The sequence below is a fragment of the Plasticicumulans acidivorans genome (assembly GCF_003182095.1).
Taxonomy (GTDB): domain Bacteria; phylum Pseudomonadota; class Gammaproteobacteria; order Competibacterales; family Competibacteraceae; genus Plasticicumulans; species Plasticicumulans acidivorans.
Genome location: NZ_QGTJ01000006.1, coordinates 1 through 23,192, shown reverse-complemented (window position 1 = coordinate 23,192; position 23,192 = coordinate 1). Strand labels below are relative to the sequence as shown.

At 68.2% G+C, this 23,192-nt stretch carries 25 protein-coding genes and 1 pseudogene; 3 read left to right on the top strand and 23 right to left on the bottom strand.

Annotation, left to right across the window (positions count from 1 at the left end; all coding sequences use genetic code 11):
- Window positions 1-4 precede the first annotated feature (4 nt).
- Both C7443_RS11145 and C7443_RS11140 read right to left on the bottom strand, forming a co-directional pair.
- On the bottom strand, window positions 5-793 hold the full coding sequence (locus C7443_RS11145; RefSeq protein WP_110018693.1) for an AraC family transcriptional regulator: 789 nt from the start codon (window positions 791-793) through the stop codon (window positions 5-7).
- A gap of 76 nt (window positions 794-869) precedes the next feature.
- On the bottom strand, window positions 870-2,474 hold the full coding sequence (locus tag C7443_RS11140; RefSeq protein ID WP_110018692.1) for an inorganic phosphate transporter: 1,605 nt from the start codon (window positions 2,472-2,474) through the stop codon (window positions 870-872).
- Window positions 2,475-2,857: 383 nt separating this feature from the next.
- Here C7443_RS11140 and C7443_RS11135 point away from each other — a divergent pair, with 383 nt between their 5' ends.
- Together C7443_RS11135 and C7443_RS11130 are read left to right on the top strand one after the other, a co-directional pair.
- A complete protein-coding gene (locus C7443_RS11135; protein WP_110018691.1) occupies window positions 2,858-4,177 on the top strand; it encodes a PQQ-dependent sugar dehydrogenase in 1,320 nt (439 codons plus the stop codon).
- Between the two features lie 28 nt (window positions 4,178-4,205).
- Complete coding sequence (locus tag C7443_RS11130; RefSeq protein WP_110018690.1) at window positions 4,206-4,841, top strand: MarC family protein; 636 nt, start codon at window positions 4,206-4,208, stop codon at window positions 4,839-4,841.
- Window positions 4,842-4,883: 42 nt separating this feature from the next.
- On the opposite strand, the gene C7443_RS11125 is transcribed toward C7443_RS11130, so the two are convergent.
- The 8 genes from C7443_RS11125 to C7443_RS11090 form a co-directional block, all read right to left on the bottom strand.
- Window positions 4,884-5,750 carry a PA4780 family RIO1-like protein kinase gene (locus C7443_RS11125; RefSeq protein ID WP_110018689.1) on the bottom strand — a complete coding sequence of 289 codons (867 nt, stop codon included), beginning with the start codon at window positions 5,748-5,750 and terminating at the stop codon, window positions 4,884-4,886.
- A gap of 186 nt (window positions 5,751-5,936) precedes the next feature.
- On the bottom strand, window positions 5,937-7,139 hold the full coding sequence (locus tag C7443_RS11120; RefSeq protein ID WP_110018688.1) for a urate hydroxylase PuuD: 1,203 nt from the start codon (window positions 7,137-7,139) through the stop codon (window positions 5,937-5,939).
- A gap of 9 nt (window positions 7,140-7,148) precedes the next feature.
- Window positions 7,149-7,499 carry a hydroxyisourate hydrolase gene (gene uraH, locus C7443_RS11115; RefSeq protein ID WP_110018687.1) on the bottom strand — a complete coding sequence of 117 codons (351 nt, stop codon included), beginning with the start codon at window positions 7,497-7,499 and terminating at the stop codon, window positions 7,149-7,151.
- A gap of 144 nt (window positions 7,500-7,643) precedes the next feature.
- On the bottom strand, window positions 7,644-8,780 hold the full coding sequence (locus tag C7443_RS11110) for a glutamate-cysteine ligase family protein (RefSeq protein ID WP_110018686.1): 1,137 nt from the start codon (window positions 8,778-8,780) through the stop codon (window positions 7,644-7,646).
- 3 nt (window positions 8,781-8,783) lie between these two features.
- Window positions 8,784-9,356, bottom strand: coding sequence for a nitroreductase family protein (locus C7443_RS11105; protein WP_246004627.1), 573 nt, complete (start codon window positions 9,354-9,356; stop codon window positions 8,784-8,786).
- Window positions 9,344-10,357 (bottom strand): ATP-binding cassette domain-containing protein, encoded by a 1,014-nt coding sequence (locus C7443_RS11100; RefSeq protein WP_110018685.1) that lies wholly within the window; start codon window positions 10,355-10,357, stop codon window positions 9,344-9,346. The genes C7443_RS11105 and C7443_RS11100 overlap by 13 nt, the downstream gene beginning before the upstream one ends.
- Window positions 10,354-11,058 (bottom strand): GTP-binding protein, encoded by a 705-nt coding sequence (locus C7443_RS11095; RefSeq protein ID WP_110018684.1) that lies wholly within the window; start codon window positions 11,056-11,058, stop codon window positions 10,354-10,356. The genes C7443_RS11100 and C7443_RS11095 overlap by 4 nt, the downstream gene beginning before the upstream one ends.
- On the bottom strand, window positions 11,049-12,116 hold the full coding sequence (locus C7443_RS11090; protein WP_246004626.1) for an ABC transporter substrate-binding protein: 1,068 nt from the start codon (window positions 12,114-12,116) through the stop codon (window positions 11,049-11,051). The genes C7443_RS11095 and C7443_RS11090 overlap by 10 nt, the downstream gene beginning before the upstream one ends.
- A gap of 315 nt (window positions 12,117-12,431) precedes the next feature.
- Here C7443_RS11090 and C7443_RS11085 point away from each other — a divergent pair, with 315 nt between their 5' ends.
- Window positions 12,432-12,668 (top strand): hypothetical protein, encoded by a 237-nt coding sequence (locus C7443_RS11085; protein ID WP_110018683.1) that lies wholly within the window; start codon window positions 12,432-12,434, stop codon window positions 12,666-12,668.
- A gap of 111 nt (window positions 12,669-12,779) precedes the next feature.
- Here the strand turns inward: C7443_RS11085 and C7443_RS11080 are convergent, their stop codons facing one another.
- From C7443_RS11080 to nifH, 13 genes and pseudogenes are all read right to left on the bottom strand, one after another.
- Window positions 12,780-12,977 carry a Nif11-like leader peptide family natural product precursor gene (locus tag C7443_RS11080; protein WP_110018682.1) on the bottom strand — a complete coding sequence of 66 codons (198 nt, stop codon included), beginning with the start codon at window positions 12,975-12,977 and terminating at the stop codon, window positions 12,780-12,782.
- Between the two features lie 12 nt (window positions 12,978-12,989).
- A complete protein-coding gene (gene phnE, locus C7443_RS11075; RefSeq protein ID WP_110018681.1) occupies window positions 12,990-13,805 on the bottom strand; it encodes a phosphonate ABC transporter, permease protein PhnE in 816 nt (271 codons plus the stop codon).
- A 14-nt stretch (window positions 13,806-13,819) separates the two neighbouring features.
- Window positions 13,820-14,704 (bottom strand): phosphate/phosphite/phosphonate ABC transporter substrate-binding protein, encoded by an 885-nt coding sequence (phnD, locus tag C7443_RS11070; RefSeq protein WP_110018680.1) that lies wholly within the window; start codon window positions 14,702-14,704, stop codon window positions 13,820-13,822.
- 4 nt (window positions 14,705-14,708) lie between these two features.
- The gene (locus tag C7443_RS11065; RefSeq protein ID WP_246004625.1) at window positions 14,709-15,659 is read right to left on the bottom strand and encodes an ATP-binding cassette domain-containing protein; all 951 of its coding nucleotides are present in this window, start codon (window positions 15,657-15,659) and stop codon (window positions 14,709-14,711) included.
- Window positions 15,660-15,855: 196 nt separating this feature from the next.
- Window positions 15,856-16,335: a NifB/NifX family molybdenum-iron cluster-binding protein gene (locus C7443_RS11060; protein WP_110018679.1), complete on the bottom strand. Its 480-nt coding sequence runs from the start codon at window positions 16,333-16,335 to the stop codon at window positions 15,856-15,858.
- Window positions 16,336-16,392: 57 nt separating this feature from the next.
- Complete coding sequence (locus C7443_RS11055; protein ID WP_110018678.1) at window positions 16,393-17,307, bottom strand: hypothetical protein; 915 nt, start codon at window positions 17,305-17,307, stop codon at window positions 16,393-16,395.
- A 131-nt stretch (window positions 17,308-17,438) separates the two neighbouring features.
- Window positions 17,439-18,872, bottom strand: a complete 1,434-nt coding sequence (gene vnfK / locus C7443_RS11050; RefSeq protein ID WP_110018677.1) for a V-containing nitrogenase subunit beta — start codon at window positions 18,870-18,872, stop codon at window positions 17,439-17,441.
- A 54-nt stretch (window positions 18,873-18,926) separates the two neighbouring features.
- The gene (gene vnfG / locus C7443_RS11045) at window positions 18,927-19,277 is read right to left on the bottom strand and encodes a V-containing nitrogenase subunit delta (protein ID WP_246004624.1); all 351 of its coding nucleotides are present in this window, start codon (window positions 19,275-19,277) and stop codon (window positions 18,927-18,929) included.
- On the bottom strand, window positions 19,277-20,701 hold the full coding sequence (vnfD, locus tag C7443_RS11040) for a nitrogenase vanadium-iron protein, alpha chain (RefSeq protein ID WP_110018676.1): 1,425 nt from the start codon (window positions 20,699-20,701) through the stop codon (window positions 19,277-19,279). The genes vnfG and vnfD overlap by 1 nt, the downstream gene beginning before the upstream one ends.
- Window positions 20,702-21,229: 528 nt before the next feature.
- A complete protein-coding gene (locus C7443_RS11035) occupies window positions 21,230-21,802 on the bottom strand; it encodes a bacteriohemerythrin (RefSeq protein WP_110018675.1) in 573 nt (190 codons plus the stop codon).
- A 48-nt stretch (window positions 21,803-21,850) separates the two neighbouring features.
- The gene (locus C7443_RS11030) at window positions 21,851-22,531 is read right to left on the bottom strand and encodes a dinitrogenase iron-molybdenum cofactor N-terminal domain-containing protein (protein WP_110018674.1); all 681 of its coding nucleotides are present in this window, start codon (window positions 22,529-22,531) and stop codon (window positions 21,851-21,853) included.
- 5 nt (window positions 22,532-22,536) lie between these two features.
- A complete protein-coding gene (locus C7443_RS11025) occupies window positions 22,537-22,737 on the bottom strand; it encodes a 4Fe-4S binding protein (protein WP_110018673.1) in 201 nt (66 codons plus the stop codon).
- A gap of 194 nt (window positions 22,738-22,931) precedes the next feature.
- Window positions 22,932-23,192, bottom strand: a pseudogene (gene nifH, locus C7443_RS11020) (nitrogenase reductase); the annotation flags it as partial.

Sequence of the window (23,192 nt, the reverse complement as noted above, 5' to 3'; positions counted from 1 at the left end):
GGTTTCAGCGCCGCCCGCGGTAACGCCCCGGAGTCAGTGCCACGCGCGCCTTGAAGGCGCGCTGAAAGTGCGCCTGATCGGCAAAACCGAGCGCCTGCGCCAGCTCGGCGAGCGCCGCGCCGCGGCGCAGCAGGGCGCGAGCGCGGTTGATGCGGGCATCGAGGCGGAAGGCATGCGGGGTCAGCCCGGTCTCGGCCCGGAAGGCCCGCAGGAAGTGATGCCGGCTCATGCCGGCCAGCGCCGCCAGCTCGGCGAGTGAGGCGGCGTTCGCCGGATCATCGAGCAGCAGGCGGCGCACCCGCTCCAGGCGGTTGCCGGCCGTCGGCCAGGCCCGCGCCGGCAGTGGCGCGCCACGCCACAGGCCGCTGGCGACGAAGTCGCGCAGGGCCGCGGTCTTGTCGGCCACACTCGCGGCGGAGAACAGGCAGGCGTTCAGCGCACAGAAGGCGGCATACGCCTGCGGCGCCTGGTTCAGCATCGCCACCATCGGCAATGGCGCCCCGCAGGCGGCCAGCTCGGCAGCGAACCAGTCGGCCTGCAGATGCAGCATCTGGTAACTCCAGGCGCCGCCGGGCAGCGGATTGCAGGCGTGCACGCAGTCGGCCGGCACCATCACCAGCGCACCGGGCGCCAGCGCGACCCGCCGGCCGCCGCTGCTGAAGACGCTGGCGCCGGCATCGACGACGCCGATCGATACGCTCGGGTGCGAATGCGGCAGATAGCAGGCACGCGTGCGGCAGGCGCGGCGCGCCTCGACGCACGGCAGCGCCGGATCGCGGAACAGCTCGGACATCGCAGGCACTCGGCGGACGGGCCGCCGAGTATGGCGGCGATCGGCGGCGGTGGGCAGTCCGCCGCCGAGCAGCGACTCAGAACAGCGCGCGCAGACCCATGAAGGTGATGGCGCTGAGGATCGCGGCGGCCGGCAGGGTGATGACCCAGGCCAGCGCGATCGGCTTCATCAGCTCCCAGTTGGTCTGATGATTGACCAGCCCGATGCCGAGCACGGCGCCGATGAGGATGTGCGTGCTCGACACCGGCAGGCCCATCAGCGAGGCCAGCATCACCACCGCGGCGGCCGACAGCTCGGCGGAGAAGCCCGAGGCCGGATGCATCTGCGTCAGGTTGTGGCCGACGGTGGCGATGACTTCCTTGCCGATGAACCACAGGCCGACGATCAGCGCGATACCGAAGGTCAGCATCGCCACGCCGGGCACCGCCGCCTGCGAGCCGACCTCGCCGGTGCGCAGCACGTCGAGGATCGCCGCGAACGGGCCGATGGCGTTGGCGATGTCGTTCGAGCCGTGGCTGAAGGCGAAGCCCGAGGCGGTGAACACCTGCATCCAGCTGAACATCAGGAAGGTCGAGCGGCCGAGCGATTCGCTCTTCATGGTCTTGGCGAAGATGAAGGTCGCCATCCACACGCCGGCGCCGACCATGCCCATGATCAGGTAGTTGTGCAGCGTGCTCAGGCCGAGGTTGGCGTGCTTGAGACCTTTGAACAGCAGCATCGAGGAAATGATCATCGCGCCCAGTGCGGCGATCAGCGGCACCCAGTTTTCCAGCGCGCGGTGCGCGGCGATCTCGCTGCGCTTCTGCTCGATCGCGTGCAGGCCCTTGTAGTACTCGGACTCCAGATCCTCGGGGTGGAAGTCGCGGTCGGTCATCACCTGCACGTCACGCGCCATCGTCTGGGTATAGGAAATCTGCTGGATCTCGCTCAGGCGCTCGAAGGCTTCCTTGTGGCGATGCTTGAGCGCGAGCTTTTCCTCGCGGATCGAGCGCAGCTGCGCCTCGGCGTCGTCGTTGTAGCTGAGCACGTGCTTTTTGATCTGCGCGAACAGCAGATAGGAAACGATGCCGCCAAGCACCGGCGACAGCACCCAGGAAACGGCGATCTCGCCGATCTTGTTCCACTGCACCAGCGCAAACGCGGTATCGGCACCGCTGAGGATGACGCCGAGCGTGATCGAGCTGCCGACGATGGCGCCGACGATCGAGTGCGTCGTCGACACCGGATAGCCCTTCTTGGTCGCGTACAGCAGCCAGAACGCCGCCGCCAGCAGAGCCGACATCATGATGTAGACGAACTGCATCGGCTCGACGCTCATGCGCGAGAGATCGACGATGCCGCCGCGGATGGTCGCCGTCACCTCGCCGCCGGCGATCACCGCACCGCTGACCTCGAACACCGCCGCCACCAGCAGCGCCTGCTTGATCGTCAGCGTGCCGGCACCGACGCTGGTACCGAAGGAATTGGCGACGTCGTTGCCGCCGATGTTGAAGGCCATGAACACGCCGAACAGCGTGGCCAGAATGAACAGCGTCGTGTGGTTCTCGCCGGTGTAGCCGAGACCCCAGTACATGAAATACGCCGTCATCGCGCACAGCAGCACGCCGAAGAACAGGCTGAAACCGGAAATACCGGCGAAACCGGGCGTCGGCATCGAGGCCGACGGGGCAGGCGTGGACATCACCAAGACTCCTGGTCGCGGGCTTCATGCCCGGCTCGTTGGATGACGCCGGCCGCAGCGCGCAAGGCGTCGGCCGGCGGTTCGCCCGGCTCCGTGTATCGCCGGCGCGCGGCGGGCACGCTGCCCCCGGCCGTGCCGACAACGCCGGCAGGCTGTACCCGCGGTCTGCCCGCGCAGTCCGCGGCCAGCGCGCCAAGGTACGGAAATCCGGGCGGAATCCAGTCTATGGAGGGAAGTTAACAGGGCAGTGACAGGCGCCGCCGGCCACGGGCATACGGGCCGCCACCGCGCGCTCGCAGCACGTCAGCGCCGCGGAACGCCCGCCCGCTGAGCCAGACTGCGGGGTACCGTCCGCCACTCTGCGCCGCCGCGAGGTACCCGCCATGGCCCGCCTCACCCTCCGCACCCGCACGCTGTGGGCCTGCACCGCCCTGCTCGCCGCCTGCGGCGAAGTCGCCACGCTGCCCGAATCCGCCGGCTTCGGTCCGAGCCCGCAGCTGCCGCCGCCGCAGCAAACCCTGCTGCCCACCGTCGACCTCGCCCGCGCCAGCGGCTGGCCCGCCGGGATCACACCGAGCGCGGCGCCGGGGCTGGCGGTGCAGCGCTTCGCCGACGGCCTGCAGCATCCGCGCTGGCTGTACGTGCTGCCCAACGGTGACGTGCTGGTCGCCGAAACCGACGCCCCCGTGCGCGAGCGCGCCGGCGGCCTGCAGGCGCTGATCACGCGCTGGTTCATGCGCCGCGCCGGCAGTGCGACGCCGAGCGCCGAGCGCATCACGCTGCTGCGCGATGCCGACGGCGACGGCCGGCCGGAACTGCGCACAGTGTTCCTCGCCGGCCTGCATTCGCCCTTCGGCATGGCGCTGGTCGACAACGACTTCTACGTCGCCGACACCGACGCGCTGCTGCGCTTTCCCTACCGCGACGGGCAGACGCACATCGACGCGCCCGGCGAGCGTCTCGCCGAACTGCCGGCCGGGGCACGCAATCACCACTGGACCAAGAACGTGCTGGCCAGCCGCGACGGGCGCACGCTCTACGTCAGCGTCGGCTCGAACAGCAACGTCGGCGAGAACGGCCTCGAAGCCGAAACACAGCGCGCGGCGATCCTCGCCATCGACCGTGCCAGCGGCCGCACGCGGGTGTTCGCCTCGGGCCTGCGCAATCCCAACGGCCTGGCCTGGGAGCCGCACAGCGGCGTGCTGTGGACCACGGTCAACGAGCGCGATCTGCTCGGCAGCGATCTGGTGCCGGATTACCTGACCTCGGTGCGCGACGGCGGCTTCTACGGCTGGCCGTACAGCTACTACGGCCAGCACGTCGACAGCCGCGTCGAGCCGCCGCGCCCGGATCTGGTCGCCCGGGCGATCGTCCCGGATTACGCGCTCGGCGCCCACACCGCCTCGCTCGGTCTGGCCTTCGCCACCGGCGGGCCGCTGCTGCCGGACGCCTATCGCGAGGGAGCCTTCGTCGGCCAGCACGGCTCGTGGAACCGCGAACCGCCGAGCGGCTACAAGGTGATTTTCGTGCCCTTCCGCGACGGCCGCCCCGCCGGCATGCCACTGGACGTGCTCGGCGGCTTCCGCCACGGTGACGTCGCCTACGGCCGCCCGGTCGGCGTCGCCATCGACGCCCGCGGCGCGCTGCTGGTCGCCGATGACGTCGGCAACAGCGTCTGGCGGGTCACGGCGCAGGGGCATTGAAATCCGCACCGCATCCAGAGATCAGAGCATGGAAAACGCCACCATCCACTTCACGACCGTGTTCATGGCCTTCTTCGCGATCATGAATCCGATCGCCAACGCGCCGATGTTCGTCGGCCTGACCGATGAGCTCGACCCGGCCACGCGCCGTCAGGTCGCCTGGCGGGCGGTGCTGCTCGCCTTCGTCATCGCCGCCGCGTTTGCGCTGCTCGGCCGCGAGATCTTTGCCGCCTTCGGCATCACGCTGCCGGCGTTTCGCATCGCCGGCGGCCTGCTGGTCGGCCTGGTCGGCTATCACATGCTGCAGGGGCAGGCATCGAGCGTGCGCCACCCCAGCAGCGAGGACAACGAGCAGAGCCGCAACGCCGCCGTCGACATCTGGATCACGCCGCTGGCGCTGCCGCTGCTCGCCGGCCCCGGCACCCTGGCCACGGCGATGAATTTCGCCGCCGAGGCCACGCTGCCGGCCACCATCCGCGTGCTCGCCGCGCTGGCGCTGGTCTGCATGCTGTGCCTGATCGCCTTTCTCGGCAGCGACTCGCTGATCCGCTTCCTCGGCCGCAACGCGATCAAGGTCGTCAGCCGGCTGATGGGGCTGATCCTCGCGGTGATCGGCGTGCAGATGCTGATCGAGGGCATCCGCGGCGCGATTGCCGCATCCTGAGACCGGGTGCGGAACACGCGCCGCGACGGCCGGCGTGAGCCCTCAGAACTCGTCGTCCGGCTGCGCCGCCTCGGTGCGACCGCGCTGGCGGGCGGCGTGCTCCTCGCGCGCGGCGTCGATGACGGCGAGCACGTCGCCGACATCCGCAGGCGCCGTCTCCAGCACGAAGACGCCGCTCAGCTCGCTGTGCGGCAGCAGTTCACCGGCTTCGTAGAGCGTCCACATCTCGCGGCTGTAGTCGGTATCCAGCAGCTCCGGCGCAAAGCGGCCGAGGCAGGCGGCCATATTGGCCACGTCGCGTTCGAGCATGAAGCGGGCATTGTTGTTGCCGGCGGCGTCGACCGCCTGCGGCAGATCGATGATCACCGGCCCGTCGGCGGCGAGCAGCACGTTGTATTCGGACAGATCGCCGTGGACCAGACCGGCGCAGAGCATGCGCACGATCTGGCGGATCAGCGTGGCGTGGTGCGTGCGGGCATGATCGGGACTCAGCACGACGTCGCCGAGCCGCGGCGCGGCACTGCCCTCGGCATCGGCGACCAGCTCCATCAGCAGCACACCGTCATAAAAACCATACGGCTGCGGTACGCGCACGCCAGCCGCGGCCAGGCGGTACAGCGCGTCGACCTCGGCGTTGAGCCACGCCGTCTCCTGCTCCTGGCGCCCGTAGCGGCTGCCCTTCGCCATCGCCCGCGCCTGGCGCGTGTTGCGGACCTTGCGCCCTTCCTGATAGAGCACGCTCTGGCGAAAACTGCGCTTGTCGGGTTCCTTGTAAACCTTGGCGCAACGGATCTCGGTGCCGCAGCGCACCACGTACACCGCGGCTTCCTTGCCGCTTTTGAGCGGCCGGATGACCTCATCGACGAGGCCGTCGTCAATCAGGGGCTGGATTCTTTTCGGGGTCTTCATCGTTACGGCCGGACGATCCGGGTCGGGGGAAACCGGTAACTTTGACAGAGCCGGCGGGCAACGGGTAGCGCCCGCCGGCGACTCGGCGACAGTGCCACGAAAAAACCGCCGCCGTCTCCCCGCGACGGCGGCGGCACTATCACGGACCCCGCCAGAGATCCCCGAAACCCGGATGCCGGCGCGGCTTCAGTTCATCGGCGCGCCGGCCTCGAACCATTGCGCGAGCTGATGGCGCTCCTCATCGGTGATCGCCGTCAGATTGCCGAGCGGCATCGCCTTGGCGACCACCGCCTGCTGGTAAACGCCCTGCGCATTGGCACGCAGCAGCGCCGGCGTATCCAGCGCGATGCCCTTCGGCGGCGCCGGAAAACCGAACTGTGCCGAGGGCCTGGCGGCGTGGCACTGCACGCAGCGGGCATTGACGACGCGCTCGGCACGGGCGAACAGCTCGGCGCTGCTGACGCCGGCGATCTGCTTCGGCGGCGGCGGCTGCAGGGCGGCGAACACGCCGGCGAGCAGCGCGAGGCCGACGGCGATCGCCCACCACTGACGCTGACCGCGATGGCGCATGACGAAGAAGTGGCGGATCAGCGCGCCGGCCACGGCGATGGCCAGCAGCACCAGCCAGTTCCACTCGGCGCCGTAGAGAAAGGCGTAGTGGTTGCTCAGCATCGCGAACAGCACCGGCAGCGTGAAATAGGTGTTGTGCACGCTGCGTTGCTTGCCGCGCAGGCCCGGCGCCGGGTCCGGCGTGCGTCCGGCGAGCTGCTGCGCGACCATCTTTTTCTGGCCGGGAATGATCACGAAGAACACGTTCGCCGACATGATCAGCGCCAGCATGCCGCCAAAGTGCAGGAAAGCACCGCGGCCGCTGAACACGTGGCACAGCGCGAAGGCGGCGACGGCACAGTAGGCGGCGACGGCGATGCCGAGCAGGCGATCGTCGCGGCCGAGCGGCGATCTGCACAGGAAGTCGTAGACCAGCCAGCCGCCGGCGAGAAAACCGATGCCGATCAGCACGCCGGCCCAGCCGGGGATGTCGAGCACGTTGCGGTCGATCAGGTAGCTGTCGGCGCCCCAGTAATAGAGCACGGCGATCAGCGTCAGCCCCGACAGCGCGGTGCTGTAGGACGGGATGAACGACCAGTGCAGCGCTCCCGGCAGCGCCTTCGGCGCGATCTTGAACTTGCGAAACTGGTAAAAACCGCCGCCGTGCACGCACCAGTACTCACCGCCGACGCCCTGGCGCCGGGAGTCCTCGTCCGCCGGCGGCGTCAGGCTGTTGTCGACCGCGACGAAGTGAAACGACTCGCCGATCCAGGCGATGGCGACGATCACGTGAAACCAGCGCAGCAGCAGGTTCAGCCATTCGACGATATAGCCTTCCATCGTCGCCCCCTAGCTGCCGCGGTAGGTCGAGTAGCTGTACGGCGAAACCAGCAGCGGCACGTGGTAATGCGCGTGCACGTCGCTGATGCCGAAACGCAGCACCACCTCATCGACGAAAGCTGGCTCGGCCAGCGCCAGCCCGCGCGCCGCGAAGTACGCCCCGGCCTGGAACACCAGCTCGTAGCGACCGCAGCGCAGCTCGGCGTCGGCCAGCAGCGGCGCGTCGGTGCGGCCGTCGGCATTGGTCGTCAGCCGCGCCAGCCGCGCGCGTTGCGGATCGAGTGCGTAGAGTTCGATCAAAATACCGGCGCCGGGGCAACCGTGCGCGGTATCGAGGACATGGGTGGTCAGACGGCCCATCGGCGGTTCTCCTGAAAGCGGCGCAAGCGGCGGCACCGCCAGCGGTGCCTGGCAGACGAGTATGCCGATGGCGCTGCCGGGCCGGCTGGATAACCCTTATCAGCCGGCGCATATCAGGGCGGCGCCGGAGCGCGCCGCCGGCGGCTAGCGGTAGGCGTGCGCCGGCCCGGCTTCGCCGAGTCCGCCGCTGCGGTACGGCGGCGCGCCGCGGGCGGCGGTATCGCGCAGCGCATGCGCCGGCGTGCGCCGGGCGGCCAGCAGCGCAAACAGCGGCGCCAGCGCGGCGACGTCCTCACCGTGCTGCTGCAAGGCCGCGCGGGCGGCATTCAGCACCGCCGTGGCACCGGCGCAGATGTCTTCATCCTCGAAGCCATCGAGCGCGGCACGCTGGTACAGCGAGACGTTGCTGCTTTCGCTGCGCGCCGGCAGTGTGGTGTCGAGGCACAGGCCGAGCAGCAGCTGGCAGCAGGCGTCGAGCAGCTCCATCGACAGCAGGGCGTCGAAGGCCTTGAACTCGATGCGGCCGACCTCGGCCGCCAGCCGCGCCGGTCGTGCCAGCGTCGAGCGTTGGCTCCACGCGGCCTCCTCCTCGGCGGCGACGAAGAACTTCACCGCCGGCCGGCAGCGGCAGCGCACCCAGGTGCGGTAGGACAGACCGAGCCAGTGGCAGCCGGCCTGCAGTGGCGAGCTGAAGCTGAACGGCACGATGAACGGCGCGTAGTGATTGAGCTTGCGGGCGACGTCGAGACAGCGCGGGCTGTCCCAGCCGGCCAGCGACAGGTTGATGTCCGGGCCGTAGCTCAGCGTCGAAACCTCGGTGCCGTCGTATTCGTGATCGCTGGCGCGCAGCGCACGCTCGAAGGCATTGAACGGCGGCTGCGGCTCGTACAGCGCCAGCCACGGATTGAAACCGGCCACCGCCAGACCGAGCCCGTGCGCCAGCAGCCGCGCGCTGAGCTGGCGCTCGATCGTCAGCAGGCTGTCGATCGCCGCCGCGACGCTCGGCTGCGGCGGCGTGCGGATCTCCACGCCCTTGACCGCCAGCGTCGCGAACGCGCCGTCGGCGGCGAAGCGCTCGTCACCCTCCAGATACCAGTAGCCGCGGCGGATACCCATGTCGCCGGTGGCCAGGCTCGGATCGGCGCAGCCGGGCTTGTCGGCGAGCACCGCCGACAGCGCCGCAAAGTCCAGCGAGCGGAAGTCGCGGATGCGCCCGGCCTGCGGTCCTTCGCGATCGACCAGCAGGTATTCGAACTCGATGCCACAGCGCAGGCCGTCCATCGGCTAGATCCAGCTCAGGAAGGCCGCGGGGTCTTCCGCGGCCGGCGGCGGCAACGGCTGGCGCGGCGTGCCCAGGTAGAGAAAACCGACGATGCGCTCGTCGGCCGCCAGACCGAGTTCGCGCGCCGTCGCCGGCGTATGCATCGGCCAGCCGGAACGCCAGACGCCGCCGTAGCCGAGCGCGCAGGCGGCGAGCTGCATCATCAGCACGCAGCTGGCGGCGCACAGTTCCTGATCGAACACCGGCACGATGTCGCTCGGCTGCGGACTGGCGATGACGACGATGACCAGCGGCGCGCGCAGCGGCATGCGCGGTGCGCGCTCGATCTCGGCCTGCGGCCGCTCGCCGCGCACTGCCGCGCGGTGCAGCGCCGCGCCGAGCCGCTGCAGGCCCTCGTCGCGGGCGGCGAGGAAGCGGAACGGGCGCAGGTGCTGAAAGTCCGGCGCGCGCAGCGCCGCGCGCAGGATCAGCTCCAGTTCGGCATCGTCCGGCGCCGGCGCCACCAGCGCATGACAGGAACGGCGCGTCAGCAGCAGCGTCAGCGCCGGGTCGTCGGCAGGGCTCAATTCGGCCACTCCAGCTCCTCCTCGATGCGCAGCCCGCCGCGCAGGCGGTCGCGAATGCCCATCAGCATCGCATCGATTTGTTCAATGCGTTGCAGGTTGGCGCGCTCGCGCTCACTGGTGCTGATGACCTCGGAGATGCCGCCGTTGCGGATGACGATGCGCCGGGCGCCGCGCAGCGCCAGCAGCGGATCGTGAGTGGAGATCAGCACGATCTTCTCGCCGCCGGCCAGCAGTTCCAGCGCCCGCTTGCGATCGACGCCGGCGTTTTCGATTTCGTCGATCAGCACCACCGGCGAGGCCGACAGCAGCGCGGCGTCGGCGATCATCAGCGCCCGCGTCTGCCCGCCGGAGAGCTGCGTCACCGAGACTTCGGGGGCGAACTTCTCGCCGGTCAGCGCGTTGGCGCAGGCGATGACGGTCTCGGCCATGCCCGCCGGCTCGACCACCATGCGGCAGCGGGCGTGCATGGTGATGAACTCGCGCACCGAGAGATCGACGACGAAGTTCATGTTCTGCGACAGCTGCGCCACCATCTTGCGGTCCGGCGCGTAGCGGCGTGCCTGCGTCGGCTCGCGGCCGTTGATCAGCACCCGCCGCCCGGTCGGCGTGTCGCCCTGCGCCAGGCATTCGATGTCGCCGAGCAGGCGGCTCTTGCCCGAGCCGGTCGGGCCGACGATGCAGACGATGTCGCCGGCACGGAAGGTCAGCTCGACCAGTTCCATGCGCCCCTGCTTATCGTGGCCGCCGATCAGCGTCAGGCTGTCGATGCGCGCATCGGCGCTGCTTTCCATCGCCCGCACTTCCTCGACCAGCCGCTGCAGGTGGTCGAGCATCTGCCCGCGTTCCATGCCGACATCGAAGAAGGCCTCGTCCGGCAGCTCGTCGAGCCATTGCGCCAGCGTCAGCGCCGCCGGCGCCGCCGGCAGGCCGAGCACCTTGACGAAGTCGGCGACCGCCGGATGACGGTCGAGTACCTCGACGAGTGGCAGCGTCCCCAGGGCCGTGCTCATCGTGCGGCCTCCAGATCGGCGAAGCGCATCTTCTTGACGTTGCCACGCTGGTGCGTTTCACCGATCGCGGTCTCGCCGACGCAGTACGGGCACACCGCCGCCGGCATCGAAAAGCGCAGCCGGCTGCCGTCGAGGCTCGGCGTCGGTGCCGCGGCGCGGATGTGCTGGACGATGTCGGTGGCACCCTGACCGGTGATGCCGTTGCAGAACAGCGCCTGCGCGCCGGGATTGGCCAAGCGCACGTGGAAGGCGAACACCTCGCGCTCGACCTGCGAGACGATGTCGCCCTTGGTGATCACCACCAGATCGGCGAGGCGCAGCATCGGCCCGATCTTTTTCGGCGTGTGCACGCCGGCCAGCGCATCGACCACGCAGATCGCCAGCACGCCGTCGATGTGCGGCGAGCAGCGGTTGCACAGCCCGGCGCTCTCGCTGATCAGCAGGTCGAAGCCCTGGCGCTCGCCCCAGGCCAGACAGTCCTCGACGTTGGAAACGAAGTAATGATCCGGGCACAGCGAACCGGCCAGGCCGACTGCCACCGGAATGCCCTTCTGCGCATAGAGCTCGTCGTCGACGGTCGACAGCGCGTCGAACTTGGCGACGCCGACCTTCAGCCCGGACTGCCGCAGCAGTTCGGCCACCCGCAGGATCACCGAGGTTTTGCCGACAGACGGCGAACCGGCCACCGTGATCAGTTGCATGCGCTTACCGCCTCCCTGGCGTTGCTGGCTGCGAAGAAGAAATCGGCCGCGGCGCGCTGTTCGGCGGCGACGTCGTGGCTGCGGAAGTAGTCCCAGCCCGGCCACTTCAGCCGCGCCCCGGCCGGGAAGGCTCCGGCGACGGCGGCGTTGACCGGCGGATAGCAGTTGCGCGCCAGCACTTCGCCGAGTGCGCTGCCGCTGAGGTAATCGACCAGCGGCGCCAGGCGCCGGCGCTGTGCGGCCTGCAGCATGTAGCCGATCGGCATCACCAGCGCGCCGTCCTGCGGCCAGAGCACGGCGGTGCGCTCGCGCCGCGGGCACAGTTCGGCCTGCAGCCAGGGCAGCACGGCGATGGCGCCGACGTCACGACTGTTGGAACCGGCCTGGGTGGCGGTGCGCACGTTGTGCTGCAGGTGGCGGACGTTGGCGGCAAAGGCGCTCAGGCCGTCATGGCCGAATTCGCGCTGCAGCGCGAGCAGCAGGTAGCCGTTGTAGTCCTGGTACGGCACCCGCGGATTCGGCCGCCAGCCGCCGAAGACGATCTCGTTGTGCCAGCACGGGTCGAGCAGATCGCGCCACACCCGCGGTGCCGGCCGCCCCTTGAGGCGCTTGTGATCGACCAGCCAGACGAAGGGAATCGCCGAGAACACCTGGAACACGCCGAGCGGATCGGCGAGACCGGCCTCGACGCAGGCCGGATGCATCGCCGGTGGCGGTGGCGCATCGGTGGCCGGCGCGTAGTGTTCGAGCAGACTCGGCGCGAGGATGTCGTGGTAGATCGTCGACACCAGCATGCCCGGCAGCTGCCCGGGATCGCGCGTCGTCGCCAGCGTATCGAACGGGCTGTACCACTCGCCGCCGCCGAGGCAGCAGCAGTCGAGCGTGTACCCCTCGGCGGCCCGGGCCGCGGCGACGGTCTGGTCGATGCCGGCCTTGAAGGCACGGCGCAGCGGAATCGGCATGCGGCCGAGCAAATCGAGTTCGCCGAGCCGCTCAGCCACCGGCAGCGTGCTGCCGTGGCGGGCGCCGGGCGCGGCCTGCGGATGGGATCGAGTCACGGTGCCTCCTTTCAGCCAGGGCACAGATGCGCCGGCTCATCCGGGCTACAGCGAGATTCGGGCCAAGGCCGCAACGAGCCCGCGCTGACGCGCTGCAGCAGGCCGGCGGCGGCCGGGCAGGCGCCGGCAACTGTTCCGTGCGGAACACTTGTGGCCGCCGGCGTACCGCGACGAACCGGCCGGCCCGCCGCCGACGCCGCAAAACCGGCGCCCGGCGGCCCGAATGGCAATCCGGCACGGCGCTGGCATTCCCCCTCCCCGGCCGTCACGGCCCGCGCCGTGAGCCGACTCCCTTCCGCCACGAGGACCCTGTCCATGAAAACCCGCGGCATCATCAACGCGACCCGGCGCCTGAGCGGTGCCCGCAAGCTCGGCAGCGCCACGCTGCTGGCCAAGGCCGAGGACGACGCCCGCAGCTCGCTGGCCACCGCCCGCGCCTGGATCGAACGCACCACGCCCGCCGACGACGAAGCCCGCCTGAACTGGCAGGCCATCGTCGAAGCCGCCGATGCGCTCGAAGCCACCCTGGCCGAGGGCAGCCCGGCCGCCTGAGCCATGGCGCCGGGCGGTCGCCGTGACGTCCCGGCCCGCGCCGCCGCCAGACGAAAACACCGGCCGGGCAAGCGCCGCGGCCGGTGTCTGCGGATGGAGCGAACGCCGGGCTTACATCGGGGTGATGCCGTACTCCGCGTAGATCAGGTCCTGGGCTTCGCGGAACTCCTGCATCGTGAAGTCGAAGCCGTGCTCGCGCAGCAATGCCCAGCTCGCGGCTTCGTCCTCAGAGCCATCGTTGACCATATGCCGGAAGGCTTCGTCGCTGCGCATGCGCTCGATATAGGCTTTCGCGGATTCGACACTCATCGAAATGCTCCTTCAGCTGTTGTTGGTGGAATCGAGGAAGCGGCGGCGCACACCGGCGCCGACCAGGTTGACGACGGTGACCAGCGCCAGCAGCACCAGAATCAGCGCCAGCGCCTCGCGGTACTCGAACAGATGGAAGGCGGTGACGATTTCCAGTCCCAGGCCACCGGCCCCGACCACGCCGAGCGTGGTGGCGGCGCGGATGTTGTGCTCCCAGCGGTAGACGCTGACGTCGACCATGCGCGGCAGCACCTGCGGCAGCACGCCGAAGCGCAGCACGCCGGCGACGCTGACGCCCTGGCTGCGCAGCGCATCGACCGGCGCGCGGTCGACGTGTTCGAGGATTTCAGCGAAGAACTTGCCGAGCATGCCGGTCGAGTGGCAGGCCAGCGCCAGCACGCCGGGCAGCGGGCCGAAGCCGACGGCGGCGACGAAGAGGATGCCCCACAGCAGGCTGGGGATCGAACGGATGGCGTTGAGCAGCATCAGCACCGCGTGACGCAGCGGTGCCGGCGCCAGGCCGCGGGCGGCCAGCGCCCCCAGCGGCAGGGCGCAGAGCACGCCGCCGGCGGTGCCGGTGATGCTCATCGTCAGCGTATCGAGCAGCGGCCTGGCCCAGTGCCCGGCGCGCTCGAACTGCGGCGGCCAGGCATCACCGAGCAGCGCCAGCAGCGTCGGCAGCATCTCGCGGTAGCGCTCGGCATCGAGCGCACCGGCAAGCCCGGCGGCCAGCAGCACGCCGGCGCCGAGCGCCAGCGCGATCAGCCGGCTGCGCCAGGCGCGGCGGCTGGCGATCGCCAGCAGGCCGCTCAGATCCGCCGCCATCATGGCCGGCTCGCCGCTCACTTCACCACCGCGACGGCGTCCGGATGGTCACGGGTGATGGTCGCGATCCAGTTGCGCACGCGGTCGACGTCGGCGTCGACACAGGGAATGAAAGCCTCGGCGCGGAACACGCCGAGCGCGGCCGGATCGCTGGTGCTGACGAAGGCTTGGCGGATCTTCTCGCGCAGCTCCGGCGCCAGACCGGCACGGAAGGTCCACATGTATTCGGGGATCGCCGGCGAATCGGCGAGCACGCGCACGGAGTCCGCCGCGATCTTGCCCTCGCGCAGCAGACGCTCGTAGATCGGCTTGGACAGGCCGCCGGCGGTGACGCGATGACTGGCCACGGCGAAGGCGACGGCGTCGTGCGCGCCGAGCACGCGCAGCGTGTAATCGCGCTCGGAGACCAGACCGGCATCGGCCAGCATGTAGCGCGGCACCCAGGTGCCGGAAGTCGAGGCCGGGTCGCCGAAAGCGATCTCGCTGCCGCGCAGGTCGCTGAGACTGTGCGCCGGGCTGTCGGCCGGGACGATGATCACCGCCTGGAAGGTCGGCCCGACCTGGGCGTGCGTCGGCCGGGCGAAGGGTTCGAGCGCGGCCTTGCGGCTTTGCAGGATGTAGGTGACCGGGCCGAGGTAGGCGATGTCGAGGCGGCCGAAGCGCAGCGCTTCGCTGGTCGCCGCATAGCTGGCGCCGACCACCAGCTCGACCGGCATGCCGAGGGTTTTTTCCAGATGCTCGCGCAGCGGCTCGTTGAGGCGCATCACCGTCGGTGCCGACTCGCCCGGCAGCAGGCCGACTTTCAGGCGTTTGGGCCAGGCGGTGTCATCGTCATCGGCGTGGACGCTGGCGAAAGGCAGCAGGGCGAGCAGCAGGCACAGACATTTCAGCAGTCGGGACACGGCGTTACTCCTTGCAGGGAACAGCGAGGGGAGACGGCATCGGGAAGATGCGGGCCTGGGCGGCGGCATCGAAATCGGCAGGCGGGCCGTCGTAGGCGATGCGCCCGTCGGCCAGCGCGATGACGCGGTCGGCCAGTTCGCGGGCCAGCTCGATCTGATGCAGTACGACGACCACGGTCAGCGCCCGCTCGCGCACCAGACGGCGGAACTCGCCGGCCATGTGCCGGGCCAGCGCCGGATCGATCGCGGCGAAGGGCTCGTCGGCGAGCAGCAGCACGGGATCGCGCACCAGCGCGCGGGCGATGCCGACGCGCTGGCGCTCGCCGCCACTGAGCTGCGCCACCGGCACCAGTGCCCGCGCCAGCAGGCCGACCGCCGCCAGCGCCGCCAGCGCCCGCTCGCACAGCGGCCGCGGCCACGGCAGCGGCGACAGTGGATGGCGGCGGTCGGCCAGCCCGAGCAGCACGTTGTCGAAAGCGCTCAGGCGGGCGATCAGCGCGTGTTCCTGAAACACGGTGGCGGTACGCCGGCGATGCGCGAGCAGCTGCGCCGGCGTATCCAGCGCGCCGATGCCGGCGCTGTGCAGCCGGCCGCTGGCCGGGCGCAGCAGACCGTTGAGCGTCGCCAGCAGCGTGCTCTTGCCGATGCCCGACGGACCGACCAGCGCGGTGATGCTGCCGCGCATCAGGTGCAGGCTGATCTCGTGCAGCACTTCGCGCTCGCCACGGCGCACCGAAACCCGATCGAGGGCGAGCAGCGTGCCGCCGTCAGCGGCCACACTGCCACTGCTCGCGGTCAGATCGCCGAGCGCCCCGGCCCCCAGTGCGCCCGCCCCGCTCATCGCCAGCAGGCCGCTGCGCCAGCCGCTCAGCCAGCGCGCGCAGCCGCGGCGCTCGGCGAGCATCGACACCGGCCCGACGGCATCGGCACGGATGGAGAAAGACGGTCGGCTCATGCGGGGCTCCTTGCGATCCGGGGTGATGCCTGCGGATCGCAACGGCAGAGCGAGATTCAGGCCAGTTCGCGGCAGGGCGCGGCCGTGCTGCGTTTTGCCGCCCGCGCGCGCCGGCACGGCGGCCGGTGAGCGTTCCGGATGGAACGCGGCACGGTCGCCGGCGTACCTATCGGTACGCCGGCGCATGCAGAGTCACTCAGGCTTCGTCGCGCTCGATCAGGAACTCGGCGTTGCGCACGCCGTAGCCGAGGGCCTTGCGCAGCCACAGCGGCGGATGGTTGTTCATCATCCGCTGCAGGGTCTCGATGACCTCGGTGATCTCGCGGCCGGTTTCCATCTTCACCGGGAACACACCGGCGTTCTTGACGTTGACGGCGGCGAAGTCGCTGAGCGCGCGGGTGAACAGCACGGCGCAGCCCTCCAGCGCATCGACGCGCAGCTTGACCTGATCGACCGCCGCGCCGTCGTTCGGATCGCCCATCGAGCAGCCACCACCGCCGCCCGGCCCGCGCTTACCGCCGCCCTTGCCACCCTTGAACTGCACGCAGTCGACGAACACCGCATCGTCATAAGTGACGTCGTAGAACACGATCTGCTTGGCGTTGGCGAAATTCGCGTCGACCTGCAGCAGGTCGTTGGTGGTGATCGCGATTTTCAGGTGACCGATCTCGCTCATGGGATGAATCCTCGGGTGGGCTGGGCGCTGGCAGTGGCGGACGGGTGCGCCGCCGGTTCAGGTCATCGGCAGGCCGACGATGTTCTTTTCGCAGGCAAAGCGCAGACGGAAGGCATCGGGCAGCGTCTGGCCGTCGACGGTGCGCGCACACCAGACCGGCAGTTCAGCGGTACGGATGGCACCGTCGCGCAGCGCCTCGGCCGGCACGATGTAGAGCTTGTCGTTGTGCGTGATGTAGAAATCGATCGGGTAACGGGCGGCATCGGCGCCGTATTTGCCGGCTTCGACGAAGTAGCGCTCACCCTCACCCTCGCCGTCGCGGCGCAGCTGCGGATTGGCGCAGTCGAGGCGCACATGGCGGTTGAACCAGCGTTTCTGACGAAACTGGAAGAGGATGCGGTCGTTATCGGCGAAGGCGCGGATTTCACCGACGATGTCGGCGTAGTACTGGCCGATCATCGACTCGACATAGGCCTCGGGAAACGGCTGGTCGAAGGATTCGAGGTAATAGGCGACGCAGGACAGCAGCAGTTCGAGGCCGGTCTGCGTGGTCAGCAGGTTGAGCGCACAGCGCTCGTAGTCACAGCGGGCACGGATCAGACCGTCCTCGCGAATCTCGATGTGGCCGTTGCGCTGGATCGCCGCACAGCGGAACACCCGCAGGATGCGGAACACCTCGGCCATGTACTTCTCGGTGGCGGTGCGCCGCGGCAGGGCCAGATAACGCTGCCAGCTGCCGAGCGTGGCGACCTGCGGGTCATTGCACTCCTGCCAGTCGGCAAGCAGCGTGTAGGCGGTGGTCAGCGCCAGCACCAGCGTGCCGGGCAGGCTGCGCGTCTCGGCCGGCTGTGGCTCGGCGAAGTTCAGGCGCCGCGGCCGCGTGCTGGTCTCGATGTTGCGGTGCTCGGTCCGCACGCAGAACTCACCGCAGCTGGCGCGGTAGTGCGCGAGCATCTCCAGTCGCTGCCTCATGGCATTCACCTCGCAGAGAAAGGCGGCCGGCGGGCACCCGCGCCGGACACGGCGGCCAGGGATGGAAAAGGAGCGGGTGCCCTCCTCGCCCCCGACGGGGCACCCGCACAAGCGGCCTCAGCAGCCGCGGCTCACCACGTATTGAGGATCCACTCGCGATTTCGCGTGTATTCCATGTGGGCGAACATCGCGTTGGCGATCATCTCGGCCAGTTCCATCGCGCCGGCGTAACCGATGCTCGGCTTGCGGTAGAGGCCGGCGCGGTCGAAGGTCGGGAAGCCGACGCGCACCATCGGGATGTTGGCTTCGATGGCGACGTAGCGGCCCTTCGAGTGACCCATGATCAGGTCCAGCTGGAGGCCGTTGTTGATGCGCTTTTCGAGCTCCCAGAGGTCGGCGTTGTGCACGATCTCCATGTCGAAGTGCGCCGCCTGCTTGAGCTCGGCGATGCGCGGGTCCTTCTTGTACTTGCTGCCCTGGTCGTCGCCGATCAGCAGCAGCACCGGCTCCAGCTCGACTTCCATGCAGAACTGCGCGAGGCCGAGCACCAGATCCGGGTGACCGAAGATCGCCACTTTCTTGTTGGCGAAGAACATGTGCGCGAGGTCGGCCAGCGCATCGAGGGCGATGCCGCGTTCCTTGACCAGCGACTCCGGGATCTCCTTGCCGGTGATCTCGGCGATCTTGCGCAGCATGTCGTCGGTGTTCTTGATGCCGTAAGGCGTGTTCACCACGTGGTTGGGCACCGCGTAGGTGTCCTGCAGGTACTTGGTGGTGGTCGCGCCTTCGTAGCGGGCCAGGGCCAGCGAGGCCGTGGCATTGGCGCTGGCGGCGATGTCCTCGACCGTGGTGCGGCCGTGGGTCTCGATGCTTTTGTTCGGCAGCATCGGCGAGTCGAAGTCCTCGGTGTCCATGAACACCGAAGCGTCGACGCCCATCTCCTTGAAGTAGCGCTTGAGCAGGATCACGTCACCGGGATTGACCCAGCCCGGGAAGACGTTGAGCTTGCCGGTGGCTTCGCCCTTGCCGTGCGCCTCGGTGATGGTCTTGAACATCGACTTCACGCACTCGGCGTAGCCGGTGACGTGACTGCCCTTGAAGCTCGGCGTGTGCACCGGCGCCAGATAGATCTTGCGATCCGGGAACTCGGCGGCCAGCGCGCGGTTGCAGACGTTGATGGTGCCTTCGATGTCATCACCGATGACTTCGGTCGAGCAGGTGGTGATGATCGGGATCACGCGCAGCTCGGGGTAGCGACGGGCCAGCACCAGCACGCCCTCTTCGACACGCTTGGTGCCGCCGAACACCGCCGACTCCTCGTGCAGCGAGGTCGAGGCGATGTCGAAGTTCTCCTTGAAGTGCTGCGCGAACAGCAGGCGGACGAACATCGTGCAGCCCTGACCGCCGTGGACCAGCGGGATGCAGTCCTTGACGCCGATGCCGGCGTACTGCGCACCCGCGGGCTGGCAGTCGTACATCGGGTTGATGATGCCGCCGCGATCGCGCGGCACCAGCTTGACTTCGGCCGGCTTCAACTCGGCCACGTCGCAGTCGCAATTGCTCATGAGTGTCTCCTTGACCGCCGGGGGCGTGCGGCTGCCCGCCCCCGTCACGGCGACTCAGTAGAGGTGATGGTTGAGTTCGCGATTGGTCGAACGGGTGATCGTGGTATCGACCAGCCGCGACTTCAGACCTTCGAGCAGCGGGCCGACCTCGGTTTCATCGACCTCCGCCGCCCAGGGGAAGCGCTGGCGGAAATCCGAGACCATCACCAGGGCATCGGCGTAGTAGAGCCGGTCCATCGGCGTGGTCCGCACCGGGTCCTTGCCGCAGAGCAGCGCTCCCGCCTGTGCCAGCACGCCGTTGATGTTCTCTTCGCGATCCCAGGTCCGCGAGAAGAACTGCCACAGGCAGCGCTCTTCGACGTACTCGAACATGTCGTCGATACGGGCGTCAGCGATCGCGCTCATCACGCAGCCCCCCGCAGGATCACCGGCGTCGTCTGCGAGCGGTCGCGGATGTCGACGGCGGCGAGGTGGCGCAGCGGGTTGTAGACGGCGTTGTAGACGTCACGGGCGAGGTTGACGAAGCCCTCGAAGCCCATGTACGGACCGTTGTGGTAGCCGTGGCCGTTGATGTACGGAATGTGCAGCTTCTTGACCAGCTCGCCGACGCGCGGGCCGGTGAAGATCACGTCCGGCTTGACCAGATCGATGATCTCGAAGAACTCCAGCTCGTTGCCGTCATCGATATAGTAGGTGCCTTCGCGACCGCGGGCGATGACCTTCTCGAAGTCTTCCTCATGACCGAACTTCGAGGACATCGCGACCACTTCGATGCCGAGGTCGTCCTCGACCGACTTGGTCCAGTGCCACAGGCGCGGGCCGCCGGTCCAGATCGCCATCTTCTTGCCCTGCAGACGCTCCTTGTACCAGTCGAGCTTCGGCTTCCACTTGGCATATTCCTCGGCGATCAGCGCTTCGCCGCGGTCTTCGATGCCGAAGAAGGCGCAGATCTTGCGCACGCCTTCGGCCATGTAGTTGAAGCCCCAGGAGTCGATGTCCAGGCGCGGAATGCCGTAGCGCTTCTTCAGCTCATTGGCGATGTAGCCCGAGGAGCGCGCGCAGTTGACGACGTTGAGCTGGGCCTGATGCATGCAGCGCAGGTCGTCGTAGGTGCCGTTGCCGGTGAAATGCGAGATCACCTGGATGCCGAGGCGGTCCCAGTAGGTCTGCAGCAGCTGGGTGTCGCCCTGGATGTTGAAGTCACCGATGAAGTTCATCGTGTAGTCGCTGGTGATTTCCTTCTCCAGCGTGTCCACCTTCTCGTTGATCCAGCCGATGTTGAGCACGTGGTGGCCCTTCGACTGCGATACACCGGAGAAGCCGGGGCATTCGACGGTGAAGATGTCGACGTCCGGGCGGTCCTTCATCACCTTCTTGGCGACGGCCTTGATGTCGTCACCGATCAGCGCGGTCGGGCAGGTGGTGTAGACGATCATGCGCTTGATGTCGGGCATCTCGTCGAAGGCCTCGTGCATGCTCTGCTCAAGGCGCTTCTCACCACCGAACACGACATGGCTTTCCTTCATGTCGGTCGACCAGACGTACTTCATGTTGAAGTGGCCGTTGTCGGTCGGGTAACGCTTGGTGTGCCAGGTGTCGTAGGCGCAGCCGAGCGGGCCGTGGATCATCTGGATGGTGTCCTTGAGCACACCGCCGATGACGAGCTTGGCGCCGCAGAAGGCACAGCCACGCTCCGACAGCGTGCCCGGGATGGTCGCGGCGTTCGCGATCGGCAGGTATTCCCGGGTATCTTCATCCGGCGCTTTCAGATAAATGTGCTTCTGGCGCTCGGGAATGTCTTTATCGCACTGCAACAACACCATGGGCATGGGAGTGTCTCCTTGGCTAAATGCGTGTTCGTCTCGCCCCGGAACCGGATCTCTCACTGAGGCCGGTAACAGCGGTCGGCAAATGTTTAATGGCAGAATGCGTGCCACGTTTTGCCAATGCCCTTAAATACACCCGCAAAAAACCCGATGAATAATTAAAAAACCACTGTATTCAATAAGTTGCTATTTAATCGCATTAATTCAACAATCGCCGCAAGCGCAACGATGTACGTCTGCAAAGGCTTTTGTACCAATTCGTCAAATGCGTTTTCAGCGCTGGAATTCACCGCGTTCGCGGCGGTACGAAATGCGCTTTTCGTTGTTCAGCGCGGTGCAAGCCGTACCGGCATGCGCACTGCGCCGCTAATTCAGGTAAAGCCGCCGTAAAACCGACGGGTGCGGAAATTAATAAAAAACAATAAAAAAACCGCGAATGCCCGGAGGCATTCGCGGCCAGTTGCAAGAGGCGAAGGACGGCTGGGGTGGCGAATCAGGGGCCGCGGCGGCGCGGCAGGAACGGGCGGCGGCTCAGCGCGCCCGACTGCGCAGCGGGAAATGCCAGATCTTCCACCATGCCCGACCGGCGTCATTGGCGGCGGCGATCGCCTGCCCCGGTGCCGACGGGTCACTCAGGGTCTCGGCGATCTCGACGCCGTCGATATGCAGCACGCCATCGGCCGTCAGCACGCCGGCGGCGCGCAAGGCATCAGCGTAGCGGCGGTCGGTGATCAGGATGTGTTCCTTGAGCCAGTGCTTGAGCAGGCTGATCAGCTCGAAAGACACCGACTTGCCTTCGCCAAGGTGGCGTTCGGCTGCCTGTTCGATGCGCTCGACGAAACGACGGTGAACCTGGCGATGCTGCTCCAGGTCGGTGGATTCATAACCGACATCCTCCAGCAGCTGCTCTTCCAGCGTGAAATGCACACGGGTGTAGTCGATCAGCTCATCGAGGATCTGACTGGTGGCGGTCTGACTTTCGCGCCGCACCACGGACAGGTAGAGGCGATTGATCAGCTCCATCAGCAGCCGGTGTTGTCCGTCGATCACCGGGATGCCGATGTTCATCGACTCGGTCCAGATAAAAAGCGCGTTGTCAGCCATCCTGCCCCCTTCGGCCTCTACCCAATCAACCGCGGAACCGCCTCTCGCTCAGGTGCCGTGCCGGCGGACACGCCACTCGCCCCCCATGCCCGCCGCCTTTGCCAGCCACGGTGGCGGCATGCCGCCGAGCACTGACTGCACGCGCCCCAGTGCCGCGCGCGCGGGCTCCACCCGATCCACCGCCAGCGGATGAATGCCGGCGTGCATCGCCCGCGCCGCCGCCCGGCTGCCCAGATCGAGCGCCAGCAGCAGCTGGCAGTCTTCGAGCAGTGCCGCCCGCTCGACCATCGAGCCGCCGAGCGCCGGCGTGCGCAGCTCGACCAGGCGGATTTCCTGCGCGGAAACCTGGTAGACGAGAAAACGGCGACAGTCGGTGAAACGCCCGTCGAGCTTCTCGCCGCTGTTGGAGGCGACCGCCACGCGCAGGGAGCGCGCCAGGATCTGTCGCGACTCCACCGCCGGCAGCGCCGGCTCCACCACGTCGATCGGCCGGCGGCCCCACAGGTAATCGGCCGCCAGCTTCAGCTGCGGCAGCGAAGCGTCGCGGTAGGCCTGCTCGCCGCAGGTACCGAGCTGGCGCACGCTGACGCGGCGCAGCTTCTGCGCCGTCAGCGGCATCCCCAGCGCCTCGACCAGCACGGCCATCAGACGACTGACCTCGCCCCCCGGCAGCACCCGCGCCGCCACCCCGATGCGCAGCGCCAGATCACGTGAAAGTCCGCCGGCCATCGTCGTCAGGCCGCCAGCGGCTGAATGCAGAAATCGACCGGACAGACATCCAGGCAACGCGGATCGTCGTCGGCATCGGCGCACTCGTTGCACACCGCGGCATCGATCACATAGACGCCGCGCTTGCGCGCAATGGCCTGCGTCGGACACACCGGCTCGCAGTCACCGCAGACGGTGCATTCGTCGGCATCGATCACCATGGCCATGATTCACCTCCCGAAAGTCTTGAGCCGCGCGCTCCGGCGCGAGCCCTCGAATACTGTGACTGAACAAGGAGGAAGGGACGGTACGCCGCCGGACCGCAAAGGCTCACGTGCAGCATGCTTCCGACCGGCACCGGCACAACCCATTTCCGGCGACGCACCGCCCCTTCACAAACACTGGGCAATCAAGCCGGCTCTCAGCCCACGCTCAGCTCGGCGGCCGTCTTGCCGACGATGGTCTCGTCCTCGACTTCCATGATGCCGAACTCCATCAGCAGCTCTTCGAGCTCTTCCATGGTCGCCGGCGTCGGGATCACCAGCTTCTTGTTTTCGATGACCTTGCGCGCCAGGGTGCGGTACTCGTCGGCCTGCTTCGCCTTCGGGTCGTACTCGATGACCGTCATGCGGCGGATCTCGGCGTGCTGCACGACGTTGTCACGCGGCACGAAGTGGATCAT

Bases quoted from the DNA above. Each gene is read 5' to 3' on its own strand.
- C7443_RS11145 (WP_110018693.1), bottom strand. From the start codon at position 793: ATGTCCGAGCTGTTCCGCGATCCGGCGCTGCCGTGCGTCGAGGCGCGC.
- C7443_RS11140 (WP_110018692.1), bottom strand. From the start codon at position 2,474: ATGTCCACGCCTGCCCCGTCGGCCTCGATGCCGACGCCCGGTTTCGCC.
- C7443_RS11135 (WP_110018691.1), top strand. From the start codon at position 2,858: ATGGCCCGCCTCACCCTCCGCACCCGCACGCTGTGGGCCTGCACCGCC.
- C7443_RS11130 (WP_110018690.1), top strand. From the start codon at position 4,206: ATGGAAAACGCCACCATCCACTTCACGACCGTGTTCATGGCCTTCTTC.
- C7443_RS11125 (WP_110018689.1), bottom strand. From the start codon at position 5,750: ATGAAGACCCCGAAAAGAATCCAGCCCCTGATTGACGACGGCCTCGTC.
- C7443_RS11120 (WP_110018688.1), bottom strand. From the start codon at position 7,139: ATGGAAGGCTATATCGTCGAATGGCTGAACCTGCTGCTGCGCTGGTTT.
- uraH (WP_110018687.1), bottom strand. From the start codon at position 7,499: ATGGGCCGTCTGACCACCCATGTCCTCGATACCGCGCACGGTTGCCCC.
- C7443_RS11110 (WP_110018686.1), bottom strand. From the start codon at position 8,780: ATGGACGGCCTGCGCTGTGGCATCGAGTTCGAATACCTGCTGGTCGAT.
- C7443_RS11100 (WP_110018685.1), bottom strand. From the start codon at position 10,357: ATGAGCACGGCCCTGGGGACGCTGCCACTCGTCGAGGTACTCGACCGT.
- C7443_RS11095 (WP_110018684.1), bottom strand. From the start codon at position 11,058: ATGCAACTGATCACGGTGGCCGGTTCGCCGTCTGTCGGCAAAACCTCG.
- C7443_RS11085 (WP_110018683.1), top strand. From the start codon at position 12,432: ATGAAAACCCGCGGCATCATCAACGCGACCCGGCGCCTGAGCGGTGCC.
- C7443_RS11080 (WP_110018682.1), bottom strand. From the start codon at position 12,977: ATGAGTGTCGAATCCGCGAAAGCCTATATCGAGCGCATGCGCAGCGAC.
- phnE (WP_110018681.1), bottom strand. From the start codon at position 13,805: ATGATGGCGGCGGATCTGAGCGGCCTGCTGGCGATCGCCAGCCGCCGC.
- C7443_RS11065 (WP_246004625.1), bottom strand. From the start codon at position 15,659: ATGAGCCGACCGTCTTTCTCCATCCGTGCCGATGCCGTCGGGCCGGTG.
- C7443_RS11060 (WP_110018679.1), bottom strand. From the start codon at position 16,335: ATGAGCGAGATCGGTCACCTGAAAATCGCGATCACCACCAACGACCTG.
- C7443_RS11055 (WP_110018678.1), bottom strand. From the start codon at position 17,307: ATGAGGCAGCGACTGGAGATGCTCGCGCACTACCGCGCCAGCTGCGGT.
- vnfK (WP_110018677.1), bottom strand. From the start codon at position 18,872: ATGAGCAATTGCGACTGCGACGTGGCCGAGTTGAAGCCGGCCGAAGTC.
- vnfG (WP_246004624.1), bottom strand. From the start codon at position 19,277: ATGAGCGCGATCGCTGACGCCCGTATCGACGACATGTTCGAGTACGTC.
- vnfD (WP_110018676.1), bottom strand. From the start codon at position 20,701: ATGCCCATGGTGTTGTTGCAGTGCGATAAAGACATTCCCGAGCGCCAG.
- C7443_RS11035 (WP_110018675.1), bottom strand. From the start codon at position 21,802: ATGGCTGACAACGCGCTTTTTATCTGGACCGAGTCGATGAACATCGGC.
- C7443_RS11030 (WP_110018674.1), bottom strand. From the start codon at position 22,531: ATGGCCGGCGGACTTTCACGTGATCTGGCGCTGCGCATCGGGGTGGCG.
- C7443_RS11025 (WP_110018673.1), bottom strand. From the start codon at position 22,737: ATGGCCATGGTGATCGATGCCGACGAATGCACCGTCTGCGGTGACTGC.